This is a genomic window from Streptomyces sp. HUAS 15-9 (genome assembly GCF_025642155.1).
GTDB lineage: Bacteria > Actinomycetota > Actinomycetes > Streptomycetales > Streptomycetaceae > Streptomyces.
In genome coordinates this window covers 1,220,935-1,238,092 of the sequence record NZ_CP106798.1, presented here as the reverse complement: position 1 = coordinate 1,238,092, position 17,158 = coordinate 1,220,935, and the positions used below count along the sequence as shown (strand labels likewise).

At 69.5% G+C, this 17,158-nt stretch carries 13 protein-coding genes and 1 pseudogene; 10 read left to right on the top strand and 4 right to left on the bottom strand.

What is annotated here, in order from left to right; genetic code table 11:
• Positions 1 to 8: 8 nt before the first annotated feature.
• Positions 9 to 791, bottom strand: coding sequence for a DUF899 domain-containing protein (locus N8I87_RS05545; RefSeq protein ID WP_263216314.1), 783 nt, complete (start codon positions 789 to 791; stop codon positions 9 to 11).
• 191 nt (positions 792 to 982) lie between these two features.
• Between N8I87_RS05545 and N8I87_RS05540 the strand changes: the two genes are divergently transcribed.
• Both N8I87_RS05540 and N8I87_RS05535 read left to right on the top strand, forming a co-directional pair.
• Positions 983 to 1,717, top strand: a complete 735-nt coding sequence (locus N8I87_RS05540; protein ID WP_263206011.1) for a L,D-transpeptidase family protein — start codon at positions 983 to 985, stop codon at positions 1,715 to 1,717.
• A 52-nt stretch (positions 1,718 to 1,769) separates the two neighbouring features.
• Positions 1,770 to 3,503, top strand: a complete 1,734-nt coding sequence (locus N8I87_RS05535) for a peptide-N4-asparagine amidase (RefSeq protein WP_263206008.1) — start codon at positions 1,770 to 1,772, stop codon at positions 3,501 to 3,503.
• Between the two features lie 93 nt (positions 3,504 to 3,596).
• Here N8I87_RS05535 and N8I87_RS05530 read toward each other — a convergent pair whose 3' ends face one another.
• On the bottom strand, positions 3,597 to 4,046 hold the full coding sequence (locus N8I87_RS05530) for a MarR family winged helix-turn-helix transcriptional regulator (RefSeq protein WP_263206006.1): 450 nt from the start codon (positions 4,044 to 4,046) through the stop codon (positions 3,597 to 3,599).
• 115 nt (positions 4,047 to 4,161) lie between these two features.
• On the opposite strand from N8I87_RS05530, the gene N8I87_RS05525 reads away from it, so the two are divergent.
• Together N8I87_RS05525 and mltG are read left to right on the top strand one after the other, a co-directional pair.
• A complete protein-coding gene (locus N8I87_RS05525) occupies positions 4,162 to 5,973 on the top strand; it encodes an ABC transporter ATP-binding protein (RefSeq protein ID WP_263206004.1) in 1,812 nt (603 codons plus the stop codon).
• Positions 5,974 to 6,016: 43 nt separating this feature from the next.
• Positions 6,017 to 6,976, top strand: coding sequence for an endolytic transglycosylase MltG (gene mltG, locus N8I87_RS05520; RefSeq protein WP_263206002.1), 960 nt, complete (start codon positions 6,017 to 6,019; stop codon positions 6,974 to 6,976).
• Positions 6,977 to 7,024: 48 nt separating this feature from the next.
• Here mltG and N8I87_RS05515 read toward each other — a convergent pair whose 3' ends face one another.
• Positions 7,025 to 8,101 (bottom strand): NAD(P)/FAD-dependent oxidoreductase, encoded by a 1,077-nt coding sequence (locus N8I87_RS05515; protein ID WP_263206001.1) that lies wholly within the window; start codon positions 8,099 to 8,101, stop codon positions 7,025 to 7,027.
• Between the two features lie 262 nt (positions 8,102 to 8,363).
• Here N8I87_RS05515 and N8I87_RS05510 point away from each other — a divergent pair, with 262 nt between their 5' ends.
• The 6 genes from N8I87_RS05510 to N8I87_RS05485 all read left to right on the top strand — a co-directional run bounded on the left by N8I87_RS05510 (position 8,364) and on the right by N8I87_RS05485 (position 16,511).
• Complete coding sequence (locus N8I87_RS05510; protein ID WP_263205998.1) at positions 8,364 to 9,494, top strand: TnsA-like heteromeric transposase endonuclease subunit; 1,131 nt, start codon at positions 8,364 to 8,366, stop codon at positions 9,492 to 9,494.
• A 507-nt stretch (positions 9,495 to 10,001) separates the two neighbouring features.
• Positions 10,002 to 11,909: a hypothetical protein gene (locus tag N8I87_RS05505; RefSeq protein ID WP_263205997.1), complete on the top strand. Its 1,908-nt coding sequence runs from the start codon at positions 10,002 to 10,004 to the stop codon at positions 11,907 to 11,909.
• A 723-nt stretch (positions 11,910 to 12,632) separates the two neighbouring features.
• The gene (locus N8I87_RS05500; RefSeq protein WP_263205994.1) at positions 12,633 to 13,157 is read left to right on the top strand and encodes a TerD family protein; all 525 of its coding nucleotides are present in this window, start codon (positions 12,633 to 12,635) and stop codon (positions 13,155 to 13,157) included.
• An 896-nt stretch (positions 13,158 to 14,053) separates the two neighbouring features.
• Positions 14,054 to 15,319, top strand: a complete 1,266-nt coding sequence (locus tag N8I87_RS05495; RefSeq protein ID WP_263216312.1) for a molybdopterin-dependent oxidoreductase — start codon at positions 14,054 to 14,056, stop codon at positions 15,317 to 15,319.
• Between the two features lie 2 nt (positions 15,320 to 15,321).
• Positions 15,322 to 15,822, top strand: coding sequence for a hypothetical protein (locus tag N8I87_RS05490; RefSeq protein ID WP_263216311.1), 501 nt, complete (start codon positions 15,322 to 15,324; stop codon positions 15,820 to 15,822).
• Entirely contained in the window at positions 15,819 to 16,511 is a 693-nt protein-coding gene (locus tag N8I87_RS05485) for a class I SAM-dependent methyltransferase (RefSeq protein WP_263205992.1), read from the top strand. Before N8I87_RS05490 ends, N8I87_RS05485 begins: the two co-directional genes overlap by 4 nt.
• 109 nt (positions 16,512 to 16,620) lie before the next feature.
• Here N8I87_RS05485 and N8I87_RS05480 read toward each other — a convergent pair.
• Positions 16,621 to 17,051 (bottom strand): annotated as a pseudogene (locus N8I87_RS05480) (DNA-3-methyladenine glycosylase I); the annotation flags it as partial.
• Positions 17,052 to 17,158: the final 107 nt, after the last annotated feature.

The following is a 17,158-nucleotide window of genomic DNA, read 5'->3' as shown; positions in this document are numbered from 1 at the left end:
CTGGCGTGTCAGTGGTGGTGGTCGTGTCGGCCCAGGGTCTCCTCGGGGGTCGCGCCGGGGCGGGTCCACTGCGGTACGGGGCGGCTGGTCGGGCCCCAGGTGGCGTTTCCGTCCGCGTCCGAGCGCCAGGACCAGCACGCGCTGTGTCCCTTGGGCCAGTCCTCGGGGTTGTCCTCCCATGCCTCGCCGCGGCCGTAGGGCGTCATGTCGAGCAGGCTGAGGGATCCGTTGACCCGCTCGTTGCCACGGCCCGTCGTGGAGTAGGTGAGGAACACACGGTTGCCGTCGCGCAGGAAGCAGGTGATGTACCCCATGTCGCCGCCGACCGGCGCCTCCACGTCGCGCACCGAGTACCAGGGCTGGGTGTAGCCCATGAACGCGACATAGGAAGCCACCTCGTCCCAACGGCCCGTGGTCAGGACGGCGAACGAGACTCCGCGGGCGTTGAGGTAGACCGCGTCCTTCAGGTGCCAGGCCGTGGTGGTGCAGCCCTCGCACTGCCCCTGGTGCGGCGCGCCGTCGTACCACATGTGCTTGTAGACCACGAGCTCGTCGCGGCCCTGGAACAGGTCCAGGAACGGGACCGGGCCGTCGGGTCCCACGACCTCGACCGTCCCGTCGAACTCCACCATCGGCAGCCGCCGGCGGGCCGCGGCGAGGGCGTCGCCCTCGTGCGTGTGGGCCTTCTCGCGGACCAGCAGCTCGTCACGAGCGGTCTGCCAGGTGGCCAGGTCGACCACGGGCGGGCGGCCGGGCAGCGCGGTGGGCGGGTCGTTCGGCGTGGTCGTCATCGTGTCCTCCGAGGTCGTCATCGTGTCCTCTGTGGTGTCCCGGGCCGGGCAGCGTCGTACGCCGTCCTGCCACGGTCACCAGAACAGACTCGCGACGCGGCCGGAACTCATCGCGGCGCGGACGCCCTCGGCCCTGCACCAAAGGGGTACCCGCGGCCCCCCGTCCCGGTGAGCAGTGCCAGGATGACCCGGTGCGGATCGACGGTGTGCGGCGTGTGGTGGTCGTGGTGGCGGCCCTCGGGACCTTTCTGACGGCTCTGTCCGCGTGCGGCACGGCGGCGCACGACGTGGGTGAACCGGAGGGTGCCGGACACGCGGGGCCGTCCCGCACCGTCAGTCAGGACCCCACCCGCATTCCGGACGTCGGTGACCTTCTGCAGCGGCGGATTCCGGCCGAGTCCGGGCAGGTGGTGGCGGTCTACGGGAAGGGCAAGGACTCGGCGGAGTCCACGGTCGTGCTGTACACCAGGCACGGCACGGCCTGGCAGCGGACCCGCAGCTGGGCGGGGCACAACGGCAAGAAGGGCTGGACCACCGATCACCACTCCGGTGACCGGCGCAGCCCCGTCGGCGTGTTCACGCTGACCGATGCGGGGGGTGTGCTCGACGATCCCGGTGCCAGGCTGCCGTACACGCGGGACCCGTCCTTCGCCGCCCCGCGCTGGTGGGCCAGGTCGCACTGGCACGACTTCGACTACGTCATCGCCATCGACTACAACCGGGTCGAGGGAACCCCGCCGAACGACCCACGGCGCCCCGAGGGCGAAGAGCGGGGCGGGAGCATCTGGCTGCACATGGACCACGGCAGCGGTACATCGGGATGCGTCAGCATGTCCAAGTCCGACATGGAGTATCTGCTGCGCACGCTGGATCCGGACCGGCACCCCGTGGTGGTGATGGGGGACAGGGGCGAGTTGGCGGCCTGATCGCGCGGGGCCTCATTGCGGCGGGCGCCTCGATCCCCGTAGAACACCGGCCATGAGAAGCCGGATAGTCATGTCCATGCTCGCTGGAGTGACCCTCCTGGCGAGCACCCTCGTCGGAGCGAGACCCGCCCCCGCGCAGGCCGCCCCCGCGCAGGCCGCCCCCGCGCAGGCCGCCCCCGCGCAGGCCGCCCCCGCGCAGGCCGCCCCCGCGCAGGCCGCCCCCGCGCAGGCCGCCCCCGCGCAGGACGTCCCCGCGCAGGACGTCCCCGCCGAGTTCGGCACCGACTGGCACGACCCGGTCACCGCCGCCCCGCCCGTCGCCGAGCCGGGCGGCACGTCCTGCCGGGTGACCCTCGCCGAGGCACAGTTCCGTGACTTCACCCCGTACAAGGGCAGGTACACACCGCCCAAGGGCTGCGGTGACCGCTGGAGCAAGGTGGTCCTGCGCCTCGACGGCAAGGTGAAGGGCCGTCAGTACGACCGGCTCGGCCATCTGCACGTCGGTGGCGTGGAAGTCCTCCGTACGTCGACACCCGAACCGTCCCCGGACGGCATCGAGTGGTCCGTCGAGAAGGACGTCACGCGCTACAGCGACACCTTCCGCAGTCCCCAGGACGTCGAGATGCTCATCGGCAACGTCGTCGACGACACCTACACCGGCGTCATCGACGTCAAAGTCACGCTGACCTTCCACCCAGGCAGCGGCATCGCCGGGTCCACCGCCCCGGACCGCGTCCTCACTCTCGCCGACACGGCCGACGGCACGACCGTCACCACGCCGCGCAACAGCGAGCGCATCGTCGCCGAGGTGTACGCCACCGGATCCGGCGGCGGCTGCGAGGAGTTCTGGTACCTGACGGTGGCCGACCCGGCGTCGTACTCCTGCAAGGCCGACCACGGTCCCTACCGCGAGGTCCAGATCAAGGTCGACGGCCAACTGGCCGGAATCGCCGCGCCGTTCCCCCACGTGTGGACCGGCGGCTGGTCCAACCCCTTCCTCTGGTACGTCGTCCCGGGCCCGCGCGCCTTCGACGTCAAGCCGATCGAATACGACCTGACCCCCTTCGCCGGGCTGCTCAACGACGGCCGCCCGCACCGCGTCGAGGTCTCCGTCGTCGGTGTTCCCGAGGTGCAGACCGGCTGGAGCGCCCCTGTGGACGTGCTGGTGTGGCAGGACCCGCACCGCGCGCACGTCACCGGCAGGCTCACCGTGGACAGGGCCGGCGACCTCGCCAACTCCTCGATGTACACGCCCGGTTCCACGGAACACCGCGTGGACACAGAGGCCGGTCACCGGCTGACCGTCGCCGGATACGTCGACACCTCGCACGGCCGTGTGACGACCACCGTCCACCGTACGCTGGCGAACACATCCGCGCATCGCTGGACCGATGGTGAGACGACCGACGCACTGGTCGCCACCTGGACGGACGACCAGACCGTCACGGTCGACGGACGCGGGCCGGCGCGGACGGCACACACGCACCGGACCTACACGATGGACGGCACCACGACCCTCGGTACCGACGACCGGCTGCGCACCGTCCTGACTCTCGGCGACCGCGCGGCGGTCGTGGAGCGGCGAGATGGCCGGCGCATGGCGTGGTCGCGGCTCGACGACATCTACACAGGCGATGCCTCGTACACCGTGAACGTGCCCCGCGACCAGCGCCATGCGGTCGGCACGACGAGCGAGCGCTACCGGGTGTACGGCTCGGACGGCTGCTACGACCGCTCCCTGACCACCGTCCAGGGCGTGCTCACGCGGGACGACAGCGGCTGCTGAGCCCGGCCGACGGAATCCGGACGCGCCGCGGCTCCCGCTCCACCGCTACGGACGTGGGAGCCGCGGCCTTCTGTACGTCGGTACGTCCGCCGATCAGCAGCGCGTCACGGCCTCCCCGTCGATCAGCGTGTCCAGCAGCCCGCCGAGCAGCACGCGCTGCTCGTCCGACAGCGGGGCCAGGATCTCCTCCGCCGCCGACCGGCGCGCACGGCGCAGCTCGCCCAGCGTCCTGTGCCCGTCGTCGGTCAGCTCGATCCGGGTGACCCGGCGGTTCGTCGGATCGGGCACCCGGCGCACCCTGCCGCTCGCCTCGAGCCCGTCGACCAGCGTCGTCACCGCCCTGGGCACCACCTCCAGGCGCTCGGCGAGGTCGGCCATGCGCGGCGGCGAGCCGTAGTGCGCGAGCGTGCGCAGCAGCCGGGACTGCGCCGGCGTGACGCCCAGCTCGCGCTGCTGCAGATGGCGCTTCTGGATGCGGTGCACCCGGCGGGTGAGCCGCAGCAACTGCTCGGCGAGCTGGCCCTCGGGATCGGGGGTGGTCATGCGGGAACAATATCAGGACCTAGTTCATTGTGAGCATAGGTAACAATGAGCTATCCTCCGTCAGTCATCGTCGGCCGGCATCCGCGCCGACGCCCGCACACCTCCGTAGGAGCCCATGCATCCCGACCGTGAACCCTCCTGGACACCGTCCGACCCCGCCGGGGACCAGCCCCGGCAGGTGCGCCGCATCCTGAAGCTCTTCCGCCCCTACCGCGGCCGGCTCGCGATCGTCGGCCTGCTGGTCGGCGCCTCGTCGCTGGTCTCGGTGGCCACACCGTTCCTCCTCAAGGCGACCCTCGACGTCGCGATCCCGCAGGGCCGCACCGGCCTGCTGAGCCTGCTCGCCCTCGGCATGATCCTGAGCGCCGTCCTGGCCAGCGTCTTCGGTGTGTTGCAGACGCTGATCTCCACGACCGTCGGCCAGCGCGTCATGCACGACCTGCGCACCGCCGTCTACGGCCGCCTGCAGCGCATGTCGCTCGCCTTCTTCACCCGCACCCGCACCGGCGAGGTGCAGTCCCGGATAGCCAACGACATCGGCGGCATGCAGGCCACCGTCACCTCGACCGCCACCTCCCTGGTCTCCAACCTCACCAGCGTGGTCGCCACGATCGTCGCGATGATCGCCCTCGACTGGCGGCTGACCGTCGTCTCGCTGCTCCTGCTGCCGGTGTTCGTCTGGATCAGCCGCCGCGTCGGCAACGAGCGCAAGAAGATCACCACACAGCGCCAGAAGCAGATGGCCGCGATGGCCGCCACCGTCACCGAGTCGCTGTCGGTCAGCGGCATCCTGCTCGGCCGCACCATGGGCCGCTCCGACTCGCTCACCGCGTCCTTCGCGGAGGAGTCCGAGCAACTGGTCGATCTCGAGGTGAGGTCGAACATGGCCGGCCGATGGCGGATGGCCGTCATCACGATCGTCATGGCCGCCATGCCCGCCGTCATCTACTGGACCGCGGGCGTCGCCCTGCAGACGGGCGGACCCCAGGTCTCGCTCGGCACCATCGTCGCCTTCGTCTCGCTCCAGCAGGGCCTGTTCCGCCCCGCCGTCAGCCTCTTGGCGACCGGCGTCCAGATCCAGACCTCGCTGGCGCTCTTCCAGCGCATCTTCGAGTACCTCGACCTGCCGATCGACATCACCGAGCGGGACGAGCCGGTCCACCTCGACCACGTCAAGGGCGAGGTCCGCTTCGAGGGCGTCGAGTTCCGGTACGACAGCGGCAATGACGCGGTCGACCCGGTCATCGACGGCATCGACATCACCGTCCCGGCGGGCAGCAGCCTCGCGGTCGTCGGCCCGACCGGCGCAGGCAAGTCCACGCTCGGCTATCTGGTGCCCCGGCTGTACGACGTCACCTGCGGCCGCGTCACCCTGGACGGCGTAGACGTCCGCGACCTCGACTTCGACACCCTCGCCCGCGCGGTCGGCGTCGTCTCGCAGGAGACGTACCTCTTCCACGCCTCGGTCGCAGACAACCTCCGCTTCGCCAAGCCGGACGCCACCGACGAGGAACTGCACGCTGCGGCGAAGGCGGCCCAGATCCACGACCACATCGCCTCGCTGCCCGACGGTTACGACACGGTCGTCGGCGAGCGCGGCCACCGCTTCTCCGGAGGCGAGAAACAGCGCCTCGCCATCGCCCGCACCATCCTGCGCGACCCGCCGGTCCTCATCCTCGACGAGGCGACCAGCGCCCTGGACACCCGCACCGAGCACGCCGTGCAGGAGGCCATCGACGCCCTGTCGGCCAACCGGACGACACTCACCATCGCGCACCGGCTGTCCACCGTTCGCGGTGCCGACCAGATCGTGGTCCTCGCCTCCGGGCGCGTCGCGGAACGCGGCACGCACGAGGAGCTGTTGGAGGCGGACGGCCGGTATGCGGCGCTGGTCCGCCGGGACGCGCAACTGGAACCGACAAGCTGACGATATGCCGTGTTTGTGGAGATATGCGGGTTAACGTGCCCGCATGCAGAAGAACACTCCGCCACGGAGCACGATTCGACTGACGCGCCGGGGCAAGCTCGTCCTCCTCGTGTCCTGCGCCGTCGTGACCGGCACCGCCGTGGCGGTGCCGCTGCTGCACTTGTACGGCGGCGGGAACACCACGAAGACCCTGGTGATCCCGGAGGGCTGGCGCGCGAGCCAGGTCTACGACGCCGTCGACAAGGTCCTCGCCCTGCCCACGGGCACCACCCGCAAGTCCATCGGCAAGGCCGGCCTGAAGCTGCCGAGCGACGCCCAGGGCAACCCGGAGGGCTACCTCTTCCCGGCCACGTATCCGGTCCGGGAGGAGGCCACGCCGCAGTCGCTGCTGCAGTACATGGTCGACACGGCGAACCAGCGCTTCAACAGGGCACCGCTCGCGGCCGGTGCGCAGCGCAACGCCATGAACCTCTACCAGGCGGTCACCATCGCGAGCATCGTCCAGGCCGAGGCCGCCACGAAGGAGGACATGGGGAAGGTGGCCCGGGTCGTCTTCAACCGGATGGAGCGCGGCATGCCGCTGCAGATGGACTCCACCCTCAACTACGCGCTGAACCGCAGCACGCTCAGGACGAGCACGGACGACACCCGGATCGAGAGCCCCTACAACTCCTACCGGCGCATGGGCCTGCCGCCCACGCCGATCGACAACCCCGGCGAGCAGGCGATGCACGCCGCGCTCAACCCGCCGCAGGGCAACTGGCTGTACTTCGTCACGGTCAAGCCCGGCGACACCCGCTTCACCGCCGACTACGCGGAACACCAGCGCAACGTGGCCGAGTTCAACGCACACCTGAAGAGCAGCGCGCCGCGGCAGAGCCAGACTCCACAGCAGAGTCGGAGTCCGCAGCCGAGCCAGAGCCCGCAGCGGAGCGGAAGTTCCCAGCAGCACCAGCACCAGAGCCCGGCGCAGCAGTCCCAGTCCCAGTCCCCGACCCCGTAGCCCCCGAAATGACCCGAGCGACGACCCGGCCGGCGACCCGACGGGACATCACGCGGCGACAGGCTCCTCGGCCAGCAGCCGCCTGGTCTCCCGTACGGCCGCGCGTCCCGCGCGGTTGGCCCCGATGGTGCTCGCCGAGGGACCGTAACCGACGAGATGGATCCGCGGATCGGCGGCCGTACGGGTCCCCTCCATACGGATCCCGCCGCCCGGCCCGCGCAGCCGCAGCGGGACCAGATGGTCGAGAGCGGCCCGGAACCCGGTCGCCCACAGGATCACGTCGGTGTCCACGCGCCTGCCGTCCTCCCATTCCACCCCGACCGGTGTGATCCGGTCGAACATCGGCAGCCGGTCCAGGCCCCCGTCCCGAAGCCCTTGCCGAATCGCGTCGTTGAGCGGCAGCCCCGTGACCGAGACCACACTCCGCGGCGGGAGGCCCTGCCGCACCCGCTCCTCCACCAGCGCGACGGCCGACCTCCCCACGTTCTCGTCGAACGGCCCCTCGCGGAAGACCGGCGGCCGCCGGGTGACCCAGGTGGTGGCGGCCGCGTACGGGGCGATCTCCAGGAGATGCTGGGTGCCGGACGCGCCGCCGCCGACCACGACCACCCGCTGCCCGGCGAACTCCTCGGGCCCCGCGTACTGAACGGTGTGCAACTGCCGCCCGCGGAACGTCTCCTGGCCCGGACAGCGCGGCCAGAACGGCCGGTCCCAGGTGCCGGTCGCGTTGATCAGCGCCCGTGTAGACCAGGTGCCGTCCGAGGCCTCCACGAGCAGCCGGTCGTCCTCCCGGTCGCGCACGGCGCGTACGTCGACCGGGCGCCGTACCCGCAGATCGAAGGCGCGCTCGTAGGTGTCGAAGTACTCGGCGATGACCTCGGCCGACGGCCGCGCCGGATCGGTGTCCGTCAGCTCCATGCCCGGCAGCGAGTGCATCCCGTGGACCTTGCCGTACGTCAGCGAAGGCCAGCGGAACTGCCAGGCACCGCCCGGACCGGGGGCGTGGTCGAGCACCACGAAGTCGCGGTCCGGCTCGAAGCCGGTGCGGCGCAGGTGATAGGCGCTGGACAGACCGGCCTGACCAGCGCCTATGACGACTACCTCGACCTCGCGCGTGTTGTTCACGCCTCTGCCAACAGGGCGCCGGCCGAGGATCTTCCCGACGCGACCTGTAGGTTCTCATTTCGCATGTCCCTTTCTCGTCGATCTTGGCCTCTGTCCGGCCCAAAGGACAGCGCAGCGAGACGAACACATGTCTGATCGCTCACCCGTAGTAGTGCAGATCGTGCTTTCGGCTGTGAATTGGTGCTCCCTGGCGTGGCCCTGGAACGTCTCAGCTGATCGAGACCGGGCCAATCACCGAGCCTTTGTAGCTCGGGGGTGGGATGTGTCGCGCATCGTCGGCGATGTCTCCGTAAGCCTGCGTCGTACGGACGGGACGATCGAGGAGGGCCGGGCTTGGCATTCGTCGGGTGTCGATGACCTCGGGCCGTCGAAGCCCCACTACTCGGGCACATATTGGTCCTCCACAATGCGGGATCATGTTGTCTACGAGTCGCGCCTCGAGTTGACGCGCCTGCTCTATGACGACTTCGACCGGAGCGTGACGGGAATCTGGGCCCAGCCGTTCCTGCTCTCCGCCAAGGTGGATGGACAACGAACACGTCATGTCCCGGACTTCCTTGTGAGGCGTGACGGGCATGTGCCGCTGGTCGTCGATGTCAAACCACGCCACCTGTTGATCCGGCCGAAAACGAACTACGCGCTCGGCTGGGCACGTGAGGTAGCCCTGGCTCGCGGTTGGGACTTCGAGTTGTGGAGCGAACCGCCGGAATCCGAGTTGGCGAATCTGCGGTTCCTCGCGGGTTACCGTCGCGACTGGCTCTTCGACGAAGATCTGCTCACGGAGATCCGGGAAGCCGATTTGCACGGGGCATCCCTGGGTGAGTCATTCCGAGCGTTCCCTAATCACTCGGTATGGAAAGTACGGGCCGCCGTGCTGCGGCTGCTGTGGTGCCAGCACTTCGTGACCGACTTGACGGTGCCGCTGTCCGAACGTCACGAACTGCGAAAAGGGCAAGCCTTGCTGGTTGGCGCTGGGAGGCGCGACTTGCCGCCCCTCATAGACGAAAGCGGCCAGGACGAAACGCCCCTGAGGGACGAGCCCGCTCGGCAGGTGCCGGACACACGAAGGGGAGCGAGCATGACCGGAGCCGCGGTACGGGTGGGCGTGGGTACGAGGCTGATGGACGACGGCGAGGCCGTCGTAGTGGAGGCAATGTTCGGCGCCGCTGCGGGCAACGAGGTCCTGGTCCGTGATGGCTCCGGACGCCGATTCCGTCTTTCCGTACGAGAGGTCCTCACCTCCAGCAGGGCCGCCGTCATTCCCGAGCGGCTCGGCCCGGCTTCCGACGATGACCGTGAGACGGCCTCGGTCATCCTGGCCCAGCTCACCGATGCCGAGCTTGCCGAGGTGCGCGAGCGCGCGGCTCACATGGGCAACCGGCCTCCGACGTAGGGGCCGCCGTCCTCGGCCAACTCGCTGCCGACATCGCACGTACCTGCGTGGACTTCCTCCAATACCCCGAGTCCTACTACTTCCACGACGGACCCGGCGACATCTCTCTGGCTCTCACCCTCGGCTACGCCGGCGACTTCGCCGGGCGGACAAGTCGAACAGAGCGCCCGGAGGCCCGGAGCGCCGCAGCCGTGCTCGCCATCGCCCTCGATGACCTCGCCACTGTGCTCGACCAGCGATTCCTGCACACCGGAGGCACAAGACAGCAGGTCTCTGGCCGCCTACGCCCGCGACCACGGCAGCCCCTGAGCGAGCCGAAGGAGGAGTCGGTCCGGGCTCGTATGCGACGGTGCTGGTGGTCGGCAGGCCCGGTTCCATGGCTGTACAGCCGCTCGTTAAAAGCAGCGTGGCTGCCGGGGACAGCACTGGTCGGCGACGAGGTCGCAGACCGTCATCTGCTCAGCCATGCGGGTAGGGGCTCGTCCTGCAGATCCGGGCCCCAGGACATTGCCGCACACCGGCAATGGCGAGCGAGCAGCCGCAGCGCATAATCCTCGGGTGTCCGAGTCTCCCCTCCCGATACCTTCCGCCTCCGTGCCACCAGGCACGCCCATCTGGTCCTCCGAAGATGCTGCCCAGTGGACGCGCGCCCGCAGCGCGCCCTGGGCGCGGCCGCTGTGGTCGATATGGGCACTTCTGATCACCGTGGTCTGGGCGAACGCGGCGACGCCGGACCGGCCGTGCAGCGATGCCGCTCCGTGCGGTGCGGACTGGCTCGGCATGGCAGAAACGGGGCTGGCCGTGGGGCTTCTGTACTGGCTCGCCCGACTGCCGGAGCTGACGCTGCTCACCGCACCCGCCTTGGCGGTCATCGTCGCGCGGGTCGAACTGCCAGGCAGCGGACCGATGGCGGCGGTCGCCAACATCTCCGTACTCGTGGCCCTGGTCTTCGGCTGTGCAGCCGCCTTCGCACGCATCGCCGCCCGTCATCGGCAACGAGGCTTGATGGAGCGCGCCGCGGGGGTCCGGCACTCACTGCCCGACCCGGCCGCCCGACTGCGGCGCGGGACGATCCAGATCACGGCAGGGCTGCTTCTTGTCGGGGTGGCCGCCTTCGCTATCGCTCATGGACTCGATGGCATCCGCGTAGACCAGCACCGCGCGGATCGTGCCGAGCGCACCACCGCGAAGGTGGTCGGCCGGGGCGAGGCATCGGTCCGGGTGCGCACCGATGACACCCGGCGCCTCACCCTCAGCGCGTCCTACCCGGAGGATTACCGCATCGGCAGCACCGTGACCGTACTGGAGGACGGGAGGCGGCGGCGTCTGGCAGCCGAGCCGTACGACGCCCTCGACTGGCAGCTGCTCACCCTGGCCGGCGGCCTGCCCGGGGGCTCCATGCTGCTCACCGGTCTCCTGGCCCGGCGCCGCGCCGCCGTCCTGCGTCGGGCACCGGTGCCGACCTTGCGCGTGCTGGAACGCATCGATGACGACGGGCGGATCGGGATCTACGCAGGAGATGACACAGCCGCTCGTGCGCCGATCTTCGTCGGCCGATTCACAGCGGATCGGCCCGACGCGGACGAGGCCGATGCAGAGCACGGCCATGAGGAAGCGGACGAAGAAGTGCCGCTCGTCATCGACCCCCGGTTGCGCGAAGCCGTTATGTTCGGCTCTCCATACGAAGGCGGCGAACTGGTCCTCGCCACCACCGACAGGGACGCCCAGCCGGTCGTGATCCGTACGACCAGCCCGGTCCGGCTGCCTCGCCCCGGCACGGCGCCGACACCGGCCACCGAAGAGGCAGGAACTACCTCCGCGGCCACGGACTCACAGGGGCCACCCGCGGCCGATCGCGTTCCCACGCGCTTGACCCCGGCGGAACATCCTCTGCGCTGGGGACCGAGCGCTCTGGCGCGCACATGCGGCCTGGCCCTGGCCCTGTGCGTGGGTGCGGGCGTCGCCTTCATCGCCCAGTCGCTCGTGACGGAGGGGTTCGGCTGGAGGGCTGCTCTCCTGCCCGGCCTTCTGACGTGGTTCGGCCCGGCTGCCAAGCAGCTCAACTGGCGGGTCACTGCGGACAGTTCGGGGCTATGGCTGACAGGGGCGTGGAGGGTACGGCATGTCCCCTGGGAACGGTTTCGAGCGGCCCGGTACACAGCGGAAGGGAGCGTGCTGATCACCATGGCGGACGGCCGTACCTGGCAACTTTCGGGCGTGGGCCTGCCGAAGGCGGAACGTCGGCTCAAACTGTGTCCGTCGTACGTCCGCATGGTGAACGAGGTCACCACCCTGCACGCGCACCCAGAGCTGCGGCCCGCCCTCCCTGTCTTCCCCCGCGACCGCGGCCTGCCATTGGGCCCCGTCATGTTGGTCCTCACCGCCCTCGCCGTCGGATCCTGGCTTCTTGGGTGAATACACCGTGGCCGCTGTGCCCCAAGCCGTCGCTCGCGCGGCAGGACGGGCTCATCTCGCGAAGCGCGAGGAGCCGAGGTTCGCTTGGTGACCGACCGTGCCGATCTCGACGCCGGCAGAGGTGGCGCGTGCCGACCTGCAGACCGATCATGTACGACCGGCGGCCGGGGCTACATCCCCGTTGGCCTCAGTCACGCCGCGTCCAAGAAGGCGGCCGCCTGATGCCGGTCCCAGCCACGGACGGATCTCCCCGTAGGCCCCCGCTCCCGGGAGCGGTGCTGGTGACACCCCGACTGATGGCCAGGGCCGTCAGCGCCCGGCACCTCTCGGGCAGGCGGGGTATGCGAGGACTTGGGCGCGCCTGCGTTGGAGTGGAGTCCCGGGTGAGCGGTCCGCTTCGAACGGCGCGGCATGGGATCAGGCGCCGGAGGCGAAAGAAGCGGCTCGCCTCATCGGGGTCTGAGGCAGGCCGTCCGGCGGCAGCGTGATCCTGGTGGAGGGAAACACCAGGATGAACGCTCCGATGACGATCGGATCTGCGACTGACACGGATGCAGCGCCACCAGGCAGCAAGCATGCTACCGGCGCGCCAACACGGTCACAGTGAGGCAGCACGATGTCGGCGCCCCAAGGACGACCGCTAAGGAGGCGTCAAATCCCCGTTTGGAACACATACTTGACCATGAAGGAAGGTCTCGCGATGGTCCCGAGAGGAGCGGCAAGGTGAGTGGTGGGGGGTTGGGCAAGGTCGAGGTGCGGCTCCGGTGGGATCCGAGTCCGTACGGGGAACCGCCTCGGCACCTCGACATCATCGCGACGACGTACCCGGCGGACGATCTTTACGGGCGGCCGGCGTATGTCGTGCACTACGACAGTCGATCGCCGGACGGCACCATCAACATGAGCCGGCACAGCCAGACCGGCTTGGGTTTCGGGTTCGTCGAGGTGATGGTGCTGGAGTTCGAGCGGCTGTCGTCCGTGTACGGGCGAGTGGTGGTCGGGGTGGCCATCCACCAGGACGGCGGCCCCCGCACCTTCGGTGACATATCCAACGCGGAAGTGGTCGTCTTCGAGGGATACCGGCAGCTGCTGGCGGACGACTTCGGCCGGGTCGCCGACGCCACGTCCGCGACGGTCGCCGAGTTCATCAGGAACGCGTCCGGGGCGTGGGAACTGCACGAGATGATCCGGGGCTTCGACAGTGACCCCGTGCTCTTCACCACGGAGATGGGCCGCATCGCGCAGTGAGCACGGCTGGTGCCAGTTCCGGTCGCTCGGCGCATTCCGTACTCTCTCGCATCCCCGGTGGAGCTGCCGCGTGGTTCGACCGGACACGGGGGTGAAGTGATGGTCCTGGTGAGGGCGGGTCGGCTCCACTCTGGCCCAACGTGGGAACGTGTCGATGCGCGACGGGATGGGGAAACCGGCTGACTCCAGCCTTGGAGTACCTCCTGCCCGTGGGCTTGAGGAGCCCACGGGCAGGAGATCGCTCTTTGTTAGCGGTCAGGCCGCCTCTGCCTGGCGCGGTTCCAGCGGACGTACAACCCGGCGGCAATGAGGAGTGTGGCCACCATGGACAGCATGGGCCAGCCACGCAGGGGTGCAGGACGCTCGCCGCGCGTCGGCGTGTTTCACACAATCCCGCGTTCTGGCGTCTGGTGAAGGCGGGCGCGAGAGCACCGTCGGAGAGCAGGGCCGTCAGGAGCCGCGGTGGCTACTTTGCACCGTGGGTCACGTATAGGGGTCGGGCCGAATCAGACCAACGGTAACAACCTCGTCCAGCGCGTTCCGGTGTTTTGCCCGGACCCCGCCGACATCGCGTGACAGCCGTACTGGCGGCAAGCCGCGGGGTGCCCGAGGGAGTGGTTCGACCGTTCGGCTGGTGGCGGACACCCGCTTGTACCTCAGGCCCGGACAGCCCGCCTGACCTGTGCCAGCTTGGAGGTGTCCTTGTTGACCGGAGGAGGCGGCCGATGGCAGGTGGCGGGCATCCGTCGGGTTCGGACCCGTCCAGTGGGCCGCGACGCCGGAAGCCGGGCGACAAGTCGGCGGGCGAGTGGCTGAAGCGTGTGCGCGGCGTCGTGGCGACCGCTGGTGCGGCGGGCGCTGCCTGGAGCCGTGCAGCGGCGCAGCGCTTCGGGCAGATGCCCCCGCCCCCGGGTCCGTTCCGTCCCGGGTTCTGGCGCAGCCCGATTCGAGGGCCTTGGCTGACGTCGATGTTCGGTCTGGTCCTCCTGATCGGGATGCCGCTGCTGTTCGTCACCGGACTGCTCTCCTACGCCTCCTACAACCCCGGGCTGAGCCCGCTCAACGACGAGACCCCCGACAAGGGCGCACTGGGCTTCTACCTTTTCAGCTGGCCCACGCAGCCGTACTGGCTCTATCGGCTGCTCCAGGGCGTGCATGTGACGCTGGGGGTGGTCCTCGTGCCGGTATTGCTGGCCAAGTTGTGGTCGGTGATCCCGAAGCTGTTCGAGTGGCTGCCGGTGCGCTCCGTCGCCCACGCACTGGAGCGGCTGTCCCTGCTGATGCTGGTGGGCGGGGCCATCTTCGAGTTCGTCACCGGCATCTTCAACATCCAGCTCTACTACGTCTTCCCGGGCTCGTTCTATCGTCTGCACTTCTACGGCGCCTGGGTGTTCATCGCCGCCTTCGTCGTCCACGTGTGCCTCCGACTCGGCAGGATGACCCGGGCCCTGCGCTCGCGCAGCCTGGCCGCCGAACTGCGCACCGACCTCGCCCACACCGTGCCCGAGCCCCCCGACCCCGACGGCCTGGTGGCAGCCGCCCCCGCCGCGCCGACGATGACCCGCCGCGGCGCGGTGGGCATGGTGGGTGCGGGCTCGCTGCTCCTCCTCGTGGTGACCGCCGGACAGAGCATCGGCGGCCTGATGCGCGGCACGGCGCTGCTCGCACCGCACAACCGCGACCCGGGCAGCGGCCCGAACGGCTTCCAGATCAACAAGACGGCGGCGAAGGTCGGCGTCACCCCCGCCCTGGTCGGCCCCAGCTGGCGGCTGGAGGTGCACGGACGCGGAGCGCCGCAGGTCTTCGCACGAGAGCAGCTCCTGACGATGCCCCACCACGCCGCCGCGCTTCCGATCGCCTGCGTGGAGGGATGGTCCACGGACGACCAGCACTGGAGCGGCCTCCGGCTGGCCGATCTCGCGGCCATGGCAGGAATGCCGGACGCCGGGAGTGTCCTGGTCGAATCCATCCAACCGCCGGGCCCGTTCACCAGGGTCGTGCTGAGGGGCAACCAGATCCGCGATCCCCGAGCGCTGCTCGCGCTCCGCGTCAATGGCGCGGACCTCTCGCTCGACCATGGCTACCCGGCTCGCGTCATCGTCCCCGCCAACCCCGGCGTGAACAACACCAAGTGGGTCCACCGGCTCACCTTCAGGGCGTGACCATGGCACGATTCGTCCGCTGGTACGGCTCCGGACCCCTGCACCTCCTGGTCCTGATCGCCTCGCTCGCCCTCACCGGCTACGCCATGATGCGCCTGTTCGCCGTCCGGCCGCTGGAGGTGGCGATCTGGTTCGTCGGTGCGGCCGTCCTCCACGACCTCATCCTGTTGCCCTTGTATTCGCTGGCCGACCTGTCGGCACTCTCCGTTCTGAGGCACCGTGCCACCGACGCACCGATGGTGCCGTGGATCAACTACCTGCGTGTTCCCGCCTTCCTGTCAGGACTGCTCCTGCTGGTCTGGTTCCCCCTCGTCTTACGTCTTGCTGTGCCCTACCCCGGTGACACCGGGCTGTCCGACGATGTCTACCTCGGCCGATGGCTGGCGATCACCGGCGTGCTCTTCGCTGCCTCCGCCGTGGCCTTCGCGCTCAAGCTTCGCCGCGCCCGGCGAGCTGTGCGCGCCGACGAGAGCCGGCCCGCCGGACGTGGTACCACACCATGACCGTGGACGAAGACGAGCTGTACGGCGCCGACGAGAATCCCTACGCACTGGCCCTGCGACCAGCCCGCGGGCCGGTTTACCTGCGGCTGGCGGACGGGCGCCGGATCCGGATGCCGGTGCACCGCTGGCACGCGCGGCCCACGGTGGCCGACAAGACCGTGCTGGACCGCTGCATCGGCCCCGTCCTCGACGTCGGCTGCGGGCCTGGCCGTTTGTGCAGCGAACTCCTGAGCCGGGGAGTCTTCGCCCTCGGGGTCGACATCGCGCCTCGCGCTGTCGCGCTGACCTGTGCCTTGGGCGGGCTCGCCCTCTGTCGATCGGTCTTCGACCGGCTGCCGGCCGAGAAAGGCTGGCAGACCCTTCTACTCATCGACGGCAACATCGGCATCGGAGGGGACCCTCGCAGCCTGCTGCACCGCTGCCGCGGACTCATTGCGCCGACAGGGCGCCTCGTCATCGAGGCCGACCCCAGCGACGTCGACGAGCTGTGCACCGCCCGGTTCGAGGAACTCGATGGCCATAGCGGGCCACCTTTTCCCTGGGCGCGGCTCGGACGAAGAGCGCTGCGCAAGGTCGCCGAGGACCTTGGCCTCAGCGTCACCGACCAGTGGACGAGCGGGCACCGACGCTTTGTCACCCTGACTCACCGGAGATCATTCTCGGATTGCCCTGACCTGGGAGCACGATGACGCGGAGGGTGGGATCGAGGTCGTATCAGCCGGCGCCCGTCGGGCCCCCTCGGCTTTGCAGGGCACCCTCGGCGAGCGTCAACAGCGCGGCGGGCCCTGACCTGATCGATCACGAGCCGGGGCCGCACCCCTGGAGCGCCTCTTGGGTCACGGCGGCACTGGCCGAGGAAGCCGGAATGTTTGTGGGTCCGACGAACTTCCAGCCGCGCTTTTTCGGGTCCCTGGACAGTGCGACCGCGGTCGGCGATGTCGAGACCGTCTGTAGCGGGGGTTCGCAGCGCCCGTAGTAGCTGGCCAGCGAGCCGTGCTTGTCGCCAGATCGACCGACCGGCGGGGCGTTGTTGACGACGGCCTCGATCTTGCCTCGGTGGCGCACGATCCGCGGGTCCTGGAGCAGCCGATCTACGTCAGGGCCTGTGAACTCCGCGACCACGTGGTAGTCGAAGTCGGAGAATGCCTCCCGGAAGCTATCCCGCTTGGCCAGGATGTGCACCAGCCGAGTCCTGATTGGAACCGTTCGAGGCTGATCTTCTCGAAGAGTCGCCGGTCGTCGGCGACTGGACCCCACTCGGTGTCGTGGTAGTCGAGGAACTCAGGTGCAGTGCCTGACTACGCGCAACGTGGTTCGCCGTCGCGGGCGATGAACA